A 12,658-nucleotide genomic window follows, 5' to 3' on the forward strand; every position below is an offset into this window, starting at 1 on the left:
TTGACTGAAGCAATCGACTTTACATTTTTAGGGGAATTTTACATAATATGAAAATCAAGTTAGAGTTCACACTTTCATAGTGATTTAGCCTGGTTCTCCACAATTTTTTGTTTTATCGCCCAGCTTTCCCCAAGGTTGGGCTTTTTTTTTGTTCCGCATTTTTTATTTCAGATCATCCTGTTTCTAAAAAAACCTTCAACTCAAAACAAGAGGAGGAGAAGAAATATTATAATAATTTTAAGCACCAAAATAGTGCATACTTAAAGGTGAAAATATCGACCTAAAATTTAATAGCTAAAAAAAACCCCGATTTTCATAGAAAATCGGGGTTTTTTCGCCAAAATTTGCGGGTAAACTAAAATATCTGCTGAGGAATAATTTAACTCGCCCTAATGCGGTGCATTATGCACCCAATTGTTGCATGTGTAAATAGTGCGGAAAGCAAGTTTTGATATTTTTTTTAATGCTTAAAAGTCCTGTATTTGTGTTGTATTTTTTGTAGGATAAAACCCATAAAACTTTAGCCTGAATTTAAAAAGTAGCGCTTTTAAAAATTAAAATCAAAAAAATATAGAAAAAACATTAACTAAGTTGAATTACCTACTTTAAGAGTATTTCATTTTATTTGTATAATAATCAATCTATTTAGCTTTGCTTGTCATATTGGGGCGTAATACAACAGCATGAATACCTTACGCTCTGAGTGGATCAGTAAACGTTTGTACTGGTCGATGTCGATTATTATTTTATGTTTACTTTGTATCTGTATTCCCTTAATTGTGAGTAGCAGTCAAAGTTATTTAAAATCCAGACAAACCTATCAACAATTGAATGCATTGCAGCAGGTCGCTGACCTGGCAAATAAGATTTCGCGTGAGCGTGCGCCTGCCAATAAGGCCATGTCCAGTTCGGTGCAGGAATTTGCCCAGCATCAGCAAGAGTTAATCAGCTACCGTCAACAGGTGGATCGGCAGCTCTCCCAGACGGCTGATGTCTTGACGGAGGTCGGTTTTAACAACCTGAGTCAGCAACTTTCACAGCTTGAGAATAGTTTGAAAAAAGGGCGTGCACAGGTTGATGCTTATACCCAGATGCCGCGTCAGCTGCGCAGTGCTCAGGAACTTGATCAGGCGATTCTGGCGATGTTTGCTGCCTGGGAAAGTTGCCGTGAACTTTTGCGTGACGTGGCGGTGGCTTCAGATAGCTCATCGACCCCTCTGAATAACTATATTAGCCAGATTCTATTTTTATCAGATTTACGTGATCAGGCCGGTCGTGTGGCCTCGTCTATCATGGCACATGTGACTTTTGAAGCTCCGCTTCCCACTGAAAATATTACCCGCTCTTTACAGACCCAACATCAGGTGCGTTATTTGTGGGCCTTGATTGATACCATTCAACCTGTTCAAGATAAGACTGAGGAATTCATCCGTTTACATCGGCGGGTAGAAACCGAGTTTATTCAGCAAGGCTTACCGATTGTGAGTGAGCTGATCAGTGACAGTCTGGAGCAACGTGACTACCGTTTGAGCGGAACAGAGCTGACTGAAGCGATCGTAGATAAATTTGCGACTGTGGTAGACCTGCAAACTTATCTGCTGCAATACAGCAGAGATGCCGCTATTCAGGAAATGAACAGCAATATGCAGCGTTTGATCTGGAGCGTGTTGGTATCGTTGATTTCATTACTGACCGCGATTTCCACCATGATCTTTGCACGCAAACAAGTATTTTTGCCACTTATTCAGGCACGCCGCATGTTGTTGAGTTTGTCTAAAAACTCGGGTCGTCAGAAAATTGATATGCGGCTGCGTGAAGTGAATCATTCTGATTCCTTATTCGCTGCCATTCAGAAATTGCAACAAATGTTGCAAGAACGCGATGCGCTAGAATTCCGTTTAAAAAATATTGCTCATTCCGATTCTTTGACCGGGCTGGCCAACCGTTTTGCGTTGGAAGAATATATCCGCTTTATGGAAAATCAGCCGGGTCAATTGAGCCAGACCTGTTTGATGATTATTGATATTGATCATTTTAAACAGGTGAATGATCAATATGGGCATATTGTGGGTGATCAGGTGATTCAACTGGTGGCCGAGCGTTTAAAGGCCAATGTTCGGGCGACGGATTTGCTGGTGCGCTATGGCGGCGATGAATTTCTGGTACTGATTGAAAATATCCAGATGCAACAGGCACTGATCGTTGCAGATAAAATTCGGGCTGAAGTGGTTGAGCGCTATATTCTGACTGCGCTAGGAGATCAGATCCAGATTTCGGTCAGTATCGGGGTGGCGATTGGGGCTGTTTCCTGGATGACTTTGTTGTCAAATGCCGATGATGCTTTGTTTAAAGCCAAAGCGAAGGGACGGAATGTGGTGGCTGAGGTTTAGTCTAAAAGATTCCTTCTCTACTTTTGAACTGCACAAAAGTAGCAAAATGCATTTGTTCGACTGATGCTAAGTCCCTTTAGCACAGTCGAACGGGCGACATCCATGTCGCCAGTCATGTGATCTAATTTGGATGATCTCTGGTTTTGTCGATCAGATAGTTAATAAAATTTGTGCAGGCAACAAGCATAAATTTTGCATCGATATAAGAAAGATTTGATTCGTCTAACATTGCATGGCGAATACCATCTGCATCGGATGTATAACCATATAAAGATTTAATACTGGCTTTTAATGCAGGATGTATTGGATATTGTTTTTCAATTTGACCAATTGCATCACCTAAAGTTACTTTGTCCTTCTTTAATATTTTTTGACACATACCTTCTAATGCCGAAACAGATTCTTTAATCGAATTTCGATAGTCAGGCTTTTGACGATCTGACATCAGTTTTAAAGCTTGATTTAAATGTTGTTGAACACCTAAATATTGATTTGTATTTTCTAAAGCAGTTTCGATGGATTGAATTTCTTGTTCGGAAGTTATTGGAATGATTTCGTCATTTATAATTCGGTAAGCACTATTTTCACGCTCTAGCATATTGTTGATATTAGTTATAAATGAATCTTTATTACTTACTCTTTGATAGGGGTAGTGCTCAATTGTTTCTTCAATCAAGCTATAAATTTCGTGCCATGCACAATTAAAAAAGTAATCTCTAATTATTTTTAAAGAATCAGATGTCCATTGAGGGATGGTATCTGTAGGGTTTTTAAAAAGATTAAGCCAATAAGATTCTACTAACGAGTATATATTTGAATTACGGGTAAAAGAGCTTTGATTATGTCCATGTTCAATCCGATTCCAAATATAGCTATGAAAAACACTCCACAAACCATTTTTTAAAGCATCATCTATACTTTCTTTTTGAATAATGTCACGTACGGGCTTATAACCATATCTTTCAGAAAATCGCATTTTGTTCCCCCTCAAACAAATTTAAGAATAGATTTATTTTTTTAATCCACCCTAACCCTCCTTTGCGAAAGGAGGGAATGCCTCCTCTTTATCAAAGAGGAGGCTAGGAGGAGATTTTTATTTCAACAACGGCTTCAAGAATTTACCCGTATGTGAAGCTTTGACTTTCGCGACCTGTTCAGGCGTACCTTCTGCGACAATCATACCGCCACCAGAACCACCTTCAGGGCCTAAGTCCACCACCCAGTCGGCGGTTTTAATCACGTCCAGATTATGTTCAATCACCACGATGGTATTACCCTTGTCACGCAGCTGATGCAGAATATCCAGCAGTTTGGCAATATCATGGAAATGCAGACCTGTGGTCGGTTCATCCAGAATATACAGGGTTTGACCAGTATCGCGTTTGGCCAGCTCACGCGCCAGTTTGACCCGCTGCGCTTCACCACCAGAAAGAGTGGTCGCAGACTGACCCAGACGAATATAACCCAGACCCACCTGATGCAATGTTTCTAGACGGCGGTGAATCACCGGAATGGCATCAAAGAAATGCATCGCATCTTCAACAGTCATCTGCAAGACATCGGAAATATTCTTGCCCTTATAGTTCACTTCCAACGTTTCACGGTTATAGCGTTTGCCATGACAGGCATCACATGGCACATACATATCCGGCAGGAAGTGCATCGCCACCTTGATCATGCCGTCACCTTCACAGGCTTCACAGCGGCCACCTTTCACGTTAAACGAGAAACGACCGGCAGCATAACCGCGTGCCTTGGCTTCTTGCGTCTGTGAAAACAGTTCACGAATCGGGGTAAATAGGCCGGTATAAGTCGCCGGATTGGAACGCGGGGTACGTCCAATCGGGCTCTGGTCAATATCCACCACTTTGTCGAGGAACTGTAAACCATCAATCGATTCAAACCTTTCCGAAGTTAAAGTGGTGGCACCATTGAGCTGGGTCGCCGCCAAAGGTAACAAAGTCCGGTTAATCAAGGTCGATTTACCTGAACCGGACACCCCGGTAACACAGGTCATAATACCTAAAGGAATGGTCAGATCGACTTTTTTCAGGTTATGCCCGGATGCTCCCATCAGCTTGATCTGTTCTTTAGGCTTAGGCGGTTGAATCCGTTTTTTCGGCACTTCAATTTTTAATTTTCCGGATAAATATTTTCCGGTCAGCGAGTCCGGATTGGCCAGAATTTCATCATACGTTCCTTCGGCAATCACATGCCCACCATGCACACCGGCACCCGGACCGATATCAATAATATGATCGGCGGCACGAATCGCATCTTCATCATGCTCGACCACCAAGACGGTATTGCCCAGATCACGCAGACGGATCAGGGTCTGTAACAGACGGTCGTTATCACGTTGATGCAAACCAATTGATGGTTCATCCAGGACATACATGACGCCCATCAAACCGGCACCAATCTGTGAGGCCAGACGAATTCGCTGCGCTTCACCACCAGACAGAGTTTCAGCTGAACGTGACAGACTCAGATAATTCAGGCCGACCGAAACCAGAAAGTGCAGACGTTCACGGATTTCCTTGAAAATCTTGTCGGCGATTTCACCCCGTGCACCTTCCAAATGAATACCTTGATAATAGCTTTCAGCATCGCCAATCGACATGCGGGTAATGTCAGCAATGGTCTTGTCCAGAATTTTCACATTACGCGAAATTTCATTCAGACGTGAACCATCACAGGCATCACAGGCAGCATTGGATAAATACTGCGCCAGATCATCACGTACATAATTACTTTCAGTTTCACGATAACGGCGTTCCAGATGCGGCAAAATTCCTTCAAAGGGAATGACCCGATTATGACGTCGGCCACGTTCATCGATATAACTCAGATCAATTTTTTCTTTGCCAGTGCCATACAGAAATTTCTTCTTGGTATCGGCATCCAGTTCATTCCACGGAGTTTCCAGAGAAAAACCAAAATGCTCGGCGACTTTCTGGATCATGCTGTAATAGTAAGGACGCTGACGGTCCCAGCCACGAATAGCGCCTTGGCTAACGCTGACCTCAGGATTGGGAATCAGCTTATCGGCACTGAAATGGCTACGGGTTCCCAAACCATCACAGACCGGACAAGCGCCAAAGGGATTGTTGAACGAAAATAAACGCGGTTCCAGTTCAGCCACAGCGCGGTCACATTGCGGGCAGGAATGCTTGGCAGAAAACACGCGATCGTTATGCTCGCCCTTCATCCAGGACAAAATGGCGATATCGCCACCAAGACGCAGCGCGGTTTCAAAACTTTCTGCAATACGGTTGCCCAGATCATCACGTACTTTAAAGCGGTCAACTACGACTTCAATGGTATGTTTTTTCTTTTTGTCCAGTTCTGGTGGTGGATCAATTTCCATGATCTCGCCATCCACACGGGCACGGACGAAACCCTGGCTTTGTAGCTGTTCAAACAGTGCCGTATATTCGCCCTTACGTTCGCGCACGACTGGTGCTAACAATAACAGTGCAGTGCCTTCTTCCAGTGCTTTAACGGCATCGACCATTTCAGTGACCGTTTGTGCCACCATCGGCAAGTCATGTTCAGGACAGAACGGTGTACCGACACGCGCATACAGTAGACGTAAATAGTCATAAATTTCGGTAATGGTTCCTACGGTAGAGCGTGGGTTATGACTGGTCGATTTCTGCTCGATGGCGATGGCTGGACTCAAGCCCTCAATCGAATCGACTTCCGGCTTTTCCATCTGGGAGAGGAACTGACGGGCATATGCAGACAGCGATTCCACATAACGGCGCTGACCTTCGGCATATAAGGTGTCAAAGGCAAGTGAGGACTTACCTGAACCAGACAGTCCCGTAATCACCACAAACTTGTCGCGTGGTATATCAAGGTTCACATTTTTCAGGTTATGGGTACGTGCGCCTCGAATACGGATGTGGCTTTGGCTCATGCAAGGATCCTAGAATATTCATCAAAAACCCTTATATGATACCGGATGAAAAATGTTCAAGTGCAAATAAAAGTATTTTAAACGTCAAGTTATGTCGGTGATTGGTCAATTCATCACAAAATTAAGAAACACAACAGCAGATCATTTAAATATTCACAATCATCATGTACAAGGTAAATACTTAACAAGCCGCTGCATAACGGCGTTCAAAGATAGACTCAATCTCTTCAAAACAGCGGTCACGTAGCACATCATGATGCAGACGTGCATAAAAATTGACTTCATTTTCCAGAATGTGCAGAAAGTCCTCATAGTCTTTTCGGAAAAAATCCAGGTCGAGCAAATCGTTACGGCGTGCCTGATGACAGCGATACTTTTCAATAAATTTCAGCAGATGTTTCTGGATATGCGTGTTGGTATGGTAAATCAGATAAGTGGCTGCCGAACCACAATCTAGACAGCCTTGTTCCAGATAGATTTCTTCATTGTTGAACCAGCAACATTGCAGGGTAAAAAATGCCCGAATAGCTTCGGTGCCTAAAGTGTCCATATTGTCTGCCTCTTTCCGGGATTGAATTTATTAATTGATAATTATTCTCAATTATTGTGCGGCAATTTTGGGCTTATAGCTAGGTCTAGCGTAGTGGCCCGTTCTATCCTTGTTTTTTTCAGACTAAGCCGTTTTTATGATCGGTTTATGACAGTAGAAATTTTTTTAAACGGCTATAACCAAAAAGCCCTGTCTTAAACAGTAATGCCAGTCAGTTAAGCAAAAAAAGTTAAAATGCTGTAAAAAGAGCGTATGTAAATACGCTCTTTTTTTATGAATTTATCTCAGAATCTAGATTTAACATTAAAACAAACCCTACCTTCACTTTCACAATTCAGTGAATTGATTGATTTAAACTGGATTGAAGATTGCTTAGACCAAACAGGTAAAGCATCAATTCGAAAAAGAAAACTGCCTGCTGAACATGTTGTTTGGCTGGTAATCGGACTTGCTCTATTTCGAAATCAACCGATTTGGTATGTGGTTCAACAATTGCAACTTGTTTTCGGTACGGCAGAATACTGTGTACCGAGTGCATCCGTACAAGCAAGACAACGCTTAGGCTTAGAACCCATGAGTGCTTTATTTTCGACATTAAGTCAGGCATGGTTTAAAGACTCACAACAACAATATAGCAACTTTCACGGTCTATGCGTTTGTGCTGTAGATGGTGTGGTTTGGTCTATGCCTCATACAGAAGAAAACTTTAAGCACTTTGGTTCATCCAAAGGCAAAACAGCAGCTGCACCTTACCCACAAGTTAGAGCGACTTGCCTGGTGAATACCAATACCCATGAAATGATTGATGCCCAAATGGGTAGTATGGATCAAGGTGAATTAACCTTAGCCAGTCAATTAAAAGCACCAGTTCGCAGTATTACCCTATTTGATCGTGCTTACTTCTCTGCTGATTTTTTAGTGAGCTGGCAATCTCAGGCAGAAGAGAGTCATTGGTTGATGCGAGCAAAGGACAACCTGCGTTATGAAGTGATTCATCATAATGCGGCCCATGACTTTCAGATCAAAATGCCTGTTTCAGCAAGAGCAAAAAAGATAAATCCGTCATTGGGTGACTATTGGGAAGCACGTTTAATTGAAGTTGAATATGCAGGAAAAATAAGACGTTACATTACATCATTAACAGATTCTAAAGTTTATCCATTCAAAGACCTTGCAATGCTTTATATCCAGCGTTGGGAAATAGAAATGTGTTATCGGGAAATTAAAAGTGATTTACAGGATGCAAGGATTTTAAGAAGCAAACAACCTGATTTGGTCTATCAAGAATTGTGGGGGGTATTTATTGCATATAATATCTTAAGAAGACAGATGAGGTTTATCGCTGAACATGCAAAGGTGAGTCCTTTAAGGATCAGTTTCCATATTGCATCTATGAGTATTATCAATATCTTAAGGCACACACCTTTAGAATCAGCAGGAAACCTACCCAAACATTTAGCGCAATTATTTGAACAATCTAAAATATTTGTATTACCTGAAAAAAGGCAAAGGCAATGTCCGCGAGTAGTGAAAATTAAAGCACAAAAATATCCAAGAAAATGCCAGTCAATTTCTTAACTGACTGGCATTACTGTCTTAAACAGGGCTTTTTTTATTCGTCCGTCTTATTCATCCAGACCAGGCCACTGGCGTTGCTCAAAGGCACTATGCCAGAATAACCATTCCAGACGGGCAGCATGCGTATAAGCTGCATGCATTTTTTCCAGTGTATCTGCATCGACACGCGCCGCAACACGGTCAACGGTCGCAATCACATTCCGTACCGCAGTGTGGAATTCCTCTCCTGAATAGGTATCTACCCAGGCTTGATACGGATTATTCGGCGCAGAGTTGTCGACAATATCTTTACCAACTTCGGCATAAATCCAGAAACAAGGCAGCAACGAGGCCAGTACCACCGGGTAGCTTTCTGACCAGGCGGTCGAAGTCAGATAAGAGGTATAGTGATGACACGCCAGAGTCAGCGGGGTATTTTCAAACTGCTCTTTGCTAATGCCGAAATCCTGCATAAAGCCATCATGCAGGCTACGTTCCACCACAATCGCAATTTTGGCTGCCTCGGCAAACTGAATTACATCGTCCGCTTCAAAAGCTTTGGCGGCACACACGGCCAGTGCACGGCCATAGGCCAGTAAATAATGCGCATCCTGAATCACATAATGACTAAAGGCTTCACGGCTTAAAGTACCTTGCGCCAGTTGCTGATTAAAGGGCAGGGCCAGGGTCTTCTGATAAAGTCCGAGATTACGTTGCCATACCTCTTGTGAAAAACTCATGCTGAAAATCCTTCGCAGTTCAAGTTAAACCATGCGGCACTATAGCAAAGATCGGGCTGTTTAAAAGATCGGCAAATTTTAAAAACAGAAAATAAGATAAAACAGCTCAGGAAGTGCTTTGGTTTATGCGCTAAAAGTTTCATAATTAGCTTAACTTTTCCTATTCGTATTGCTGCTCTCTCGCAGCCATACATTTATTTAATTTATCCAAGGTCGTTGTGTATGTTGAAACATTTTGGTTTCTCGATTGCATTTTCGATCGTGTGTCTTGGTTTGTCTGCATATTGGGGTTATACCCATGGTCCTGACGCAGGCCTGCAAACCATGCTCACAGCGCTGACCATTACCGCTATTCTGGCGATTATGGAAGTGTCGTTGTCTTTTGATAACGCGGTTGTCAATGCCTCAGTCCTACGGGGTTGGGATCATTTCTGGAAAATGCTGTTCCTGACAGTCGGTATTCTTATTGCAGTCTTCGGGATGCGTTTGATCTTCCCGGTGGTTATTGTTGCAGTGACTGCAGATCTGGGCTTTATGGAAGTGGTACGTCTGGCCTTGAATGATCCGAAAGAATATTCAGCACGTTTAATGGCACATCATCCTGAAATTGCTGCTTTTGGTGGTGCTTTCCTGTTGATGGTATTCCTGAACTTCTTCCTGGATGAAGAAAAAGACACGCACTGGTTTAGACGCGTAGAACGCCGTCTGTCCAATTTGGCCAATGTGCCGGCAATGTCGGTGTTTATTGCACTGGTGGCTTTGTTAATCATGGCAGCCAATGTCGATGAAGCCAAGCGTCTGGCAGTGACTATGGCGGGGATCTGGGGCATCGTGATTTATATCGGGGTGCAGGTTCTGAGCCATATGCTCGGTGGTGAACCGGAAGTCGATGAAGAAGGTAATGCCATTCGTCATGATGAAAATGGCGTACCGACCGGTGTAGTGAAAGCCGGTATTGGTGGTTTCCTCTATCTAGAAGTCCTGGATGCCTCTTTCAGTTTTGATGGCGTGATCGGTGCCTTTGCGATTACCTCAGACGTGGTCATCATCATGCTGGGTCTGGCAATTGGTGCGATCTTTGTCCGTTCAATGACGATTTATCTGGTTGAGCAGGGCACATTGGATGCCTATATCTACCTGGAACATGGTGCGCATTATGCCATCGGTGCACTGGCTTTCATTATGATTGCCAGCGGAACCGGTCTGCATGTACCAGAAGTGGTGACCGGTCTGATCGGTGTGGCTTTTATTGTCTGGGCAGTATTCGCCTCGATTCAGTACAAGAAACGTCAGGCGGCTTTAGACAAATAAAGCGCTGTCCCTGAATGAAAAGCGTAGCTCCGGCTGCGCTTTTTTGTTTTTAGATCGGCATCATCTTTATTTCAAATAAAATTCATATCTTATTAATGAGCTGAATGTCCTATAATCTGGGCTCCAGATTAATTAACCCAATCGCCATAATTTATGATGAATGCTTTAGAACGTCGTTCAACCTTTGCCCTGAGCAGTATTTTTGCACTGCGCATGCTGGGGTTGTTTATGATTATCCCGGTATTTTCTGTGGCAGGGCAGGCATATCAATATGCGACGCCTGCACTGATCGGTTTGGCGGTCGGGGTCTATGGTCTGACCCAGGCACTGTTACAGATTCCATTCAGCCTGATTGCGGACCGTTATAGCCGTAAGCCACTGGTGGTTTTAGGGCTGCTACTATTTGCGCTGGGCGGTGCAATTGCGGCCATGTCGGACACCATTTATGGCGTGATTATCGGCCGTGCGATTGCTGGTGGTGGTGCGGTATCTGCTGTGGTGATGGCACTGCTGGCAGATGTCACCCGTGAAGAAAACCGCATGAAAGCCATGGCAATGATGGGCATGAGTATCGGCCTGTCTTTTGTGGTGGCTTTTAGTTTGGGGCCTTGGCTAACGGGTCTGGTGGGCATCTCTGGGTTGTTCTGGGTCACCACGGTGATGGGCCTGGCGGCGATTGCCATGCTGTTGATGGTGCCGAAAGTCACGCGGCATCATAAAAACTTTCAGCAGGGCTATCTGGCACAGTTGAAACAGGTAATCAAAATCGGGGATCTGAATCGTCTGCATGTGTCGGTCTTTACCCTGCATTTATTGCTCACCGCCATGTTTATCTATGTGCCTTCACAGCTGATCGAATTTGCTGATCTGCCACTGTCCAGTCATGGCTGGGTATATTTGCCGCTGTTGGTACTGAGCCTGTTTTTTGCTTTTCCGAGTATTATCCTGGCAGAAAAATACCACAAAATGCGGGCGATTTTTCTGGTGGCCATTACTGGCATTATTCTGGGTCTAATGGTGATGGCATTTGGTTTTGAATCCAAATATGTCTTGCTGATTGGTTTAGGGTTGTTCTTCATTGCCTTTAATGTGATGGAAGCCCTGTTGCCGTCTTGGTTGTCGAAAGCGGCACCGATCCAGTCCAAAGCGACGGCAATGGGCGTAAATGCCAGCAGCCAGTTTTTAGGGGCTTTCTTTGGCGGTATGATTGGCGGACAATTGCTGCTGCTAAACAATACCTCGATGGGCTGGACTATCCTGACAGGAATCGCGATCATCTGGCTGCTGATGAGTTTTGGCCTGGCTCAGCCACGCTATCTGTCATCGCTGGTACTGCGATTGCCGGAAAGCAGACAAACTGACGAATGGACTTCTCAGCTTTTGGCGATTCGTGGTATTGAAGAGGTCGTGGTGATGTCTGAACAGCAAGTTGCCTATGTAAAAGTCGATAAACAGCAGATTGATGATGCTTCGCGACAACAATTAACGCACTTGTTGGGTAAAGAGGTAGCCATTTAAGCATAACTCTTATAAAGTAAAATACAGAAATATATAGGAAGTAAACGGCAAATGCGTGGTGTAAATAAAGTTATTTTAGTGGGTACTTTGGGTAAAGATCCGGAAACCAAAACTTTTGCAAATGGTGGCTCTCTCACTCAATTTTCGATCGCAACCAGCGATTCGTGGACAGATAAAAGTACCGGTGAACGTAAAGAACAAACGGAATGGCACCGTATCGTGTTGCATAACCGTTTAGGTGAAATTGCGCAGCAATATCTTCGTAAAGGCTCAAAAGTATATATTGAAGGTTCATTACGTACCCGTCAGTGGACTGACCAGAATGGTCAGGAACGCTATACGACGGAAATTCGTGGTGAGCAAATGCAGATGCTAGACTCTAGCCGTCCTCAAAATGATCAGGGCGAGAGCAGCTTTAACCAGCCACGCTTTAATAACAATAATCAGGCGAACAACAACCAGGGCGGTTATGGTAATAACCCGCAATCGGGTTATGGTTCAGCACCACAGCAAGGCGGTTTTAACAACAACCAGGGCGGCGGTTATGGCAATAATAACCCGAGTGGTTTTGCGCCGAAATCTGCACCTGCTCCAACAGCAGCGCCTGCAGTAGATCTAGATGATGACTTACCTTTTTAATTTATTAGAACGGTAAATCATCATTAAA

At 43.7% G+C, this 12,658-nt stretch carries 9 protein-coding genes; 5 read left to right on the forward strand and 4 right to left on the reverse strand.

What is annotated here, in order from left to right:
• Positions 1-683: 683 nt before the first annotated feature.
• A complete protein-coding gene (locus F995_RS12910) occupies positions 684-2,390 on the forward strand; it encodes a GGDEF domain-containing protein (RefSeq protein ID WP_004647273.1) in 1,707 nt (568 codons plus the stop codon).
• 121 nt (positions 2,391-2,511) lie between these two features.
• On the opposite strand, the gene F995_RS12915 is transcribed toward F995_RS12910, so the two are convergent.
• From F995_RS12915 to F995_RS12925, 3 genes are all read right to left on the reverse strand, one after another.
• Positions 2,512-3,366: an AbiJ-NTD4 domain-containing protein gene (locus F995_RS12915; RefSeq protein WP_004281382.1), complete on the reverse strand. Its 855-nt coding sequence runs from the start codon at positions 3,364-3,366 to the stop codon at positions 2,512-2,514.
• Positions 3,367-3,483: 117 nt separating this feature from the next.
• The gene (uvrA, locus tag F995_RS12920; RefSeq protein WP_004281383.1) at positions 3,484-6,315 is read right to left on the reverse strand and encodes an excinuclease ABC subunit UvrA; all 2,832 of its coding nucleotides are present in this window, start codon (positions 6,313-6,315) and stop codon (positions 3,484-3,486) included.
• Between the two features lie 181 nt (positions 6,316-6,496).
• Positions 6,497-6,865, reverse strand: a complete 369-nt coding sequence (locus tag F995_RS12925; protein ID WP_004281385.1) for a hypothetical protein — start codon at positions 6,863-6,865, stop codon at positions 6,497-6,499.
• A 273-nt stretch (positions 6,866-7,138) separates the two neighbouring features.
• Between F995_RS12925 and F995_RS12930 the strand changes: the two genes are divergently transcribed.
• Entirely contained in the window at positions 7,139-8,443 is a 1,305-nt protein-coding gene (locus F995_RS12930) for an IS4 family transposase (RefSeq protein WP_004282307.1), read from the forward strand.
• A gap of 47 nt (positions 8,444-8,490) precedes the next feature.
• On the opposite strand, the gene tenA is transcribed toward F995_RS12930, so the two are convergent.
• Positions 8,491-9,162: a thiaminase II gene (tenA, locus tag F995_RS12935; RefSeq protein ID WP_004281386.1), complete on the reverse strand. Its 672-nt coding sequence runs from the start codon at positions 9,160-9,162 to the stop codon at positions 8,491-8,493.
• 222 nt (positions 9,163-9,384) lie between these two features.
• Here tenA and F995_RS12940 point away from each other — a divergent pair, with 222 nt between their 5' ends.
• The 3 genes from F995_RS12940 to ssb all read left to right on the forward strand — a co-directional run bounded on the left by F995_RS12940 (position 9,385) and on the right by ssb (position 12,630).
• Positions 9,385-10,473, forward strand: coding sequence for a DUF475 domain-containing protein (locus F995_RS12940; RefSeq protein ID WP_004647275.1), 1,089 nt, complete (start codon positions 9,385-9,387; stop codon positions 10,471-10,473).
• Positions 10,474-10,626: 153 nt separating this feature from the next.
• The gene (locus tag F995_RS12945) at positions 10,627-11,991 is read left to right on the forward strand and encodes an MFS transporter (protein WP_016807025.1); all 1,365 of its coding nucleotides are present in this window, start codon (positions 10,627-10,629) and stop codon (positions 11,989-11,991) included.
• Positions 11,992-12,042: 51 nt separating this feature from the next.
• Positions 12,043-12,630, forward strand: coding sequence for a single-stranded DNA-binding protein (ssb, locus tag F995_RS12950; protein WP_004647277.1), 588 nt, complete (start codon positions 12,043-12,045; stop codon positions 12,628-12,630).
• The last annotated feature ends 28 nt before the right edge of the window (positions 12,631-12,658 follow it).

Source organism: Acinetobacter sp. CIP A162, from assembly GCF_000367905.1.
Taxonomy (GTDB): domain Bacteria; phylum Pseudomonadota; class Gammaproteobacteria; order Pseudomonadales; family Moraxellaceae; genus Acinetobacter; species Acinetobacter lwoffii.

Excerpts from the sequence above, each read along its gene's own strand:
- F995_RS12910 (WP_004647273.1), top strand. The coding sequence starts at position 684 with ATGAATACCTTACGCTCTGAGTGGATCAGTAAACGTTTGTACTGGTCG.
- F995_RS12915 (WP_004281382.1), bottom strand. The coding sequence starts at position 3,366 with ATGCGATTTTCTGAAAGATATGGTTATAAGCCCGTACGTGACATTATT.
- uvrA (WP_004281383.1), bottom strand. The coding sequence starts at position 6,315 with ATGAGCCAAAGCCACATCCGTATTCGAGGCGCACGTACCCATAACCTG.
- F995_RS12925 (WP_004281385.1), bottom strand. The coding sequence starts at position 6,865 with ATGGACACTTTAGGCACCGAAGCTATTCGGGCATTTTTTACCCTGCAA.
- F995_RS12930 (WP_004282307.1), top strand. The coding sequence starts at position 7,139 with ATGAATTTATCTCAGAATCTAGATTTAACATTAAAACAAACCCTACCT.
- tenA (WP_004281386.1), bottom strand. The coding sequence starts at position 9,162 with ATGAGTTTTTCACAAGAGGTATGGCAACGTAATCTCGGACTTTATCAG.
- F995_RS12940 (WP_004647275.1), top strand. The coding sequence starts at position 9,385 with ATGTTGAAACATTTTGGTTTCTCGATTGCATTTTCGATCGTGTGTCTT.
- F995_RS12945 (WP_016807025.1), top strand. The coding sequence starts at position 10,627 with ATGATGAATGCTTTAGAACGTCGTTCAACCTTTGCCCTGAGCAGTATT.
- ssb (WP_004647277.1), top strand. The coding sequence starts at position 12,043 with ATGCGTGGTGTAAATAAAGTTATTTTAGTGGGTACTTTGGGTAAAGAT.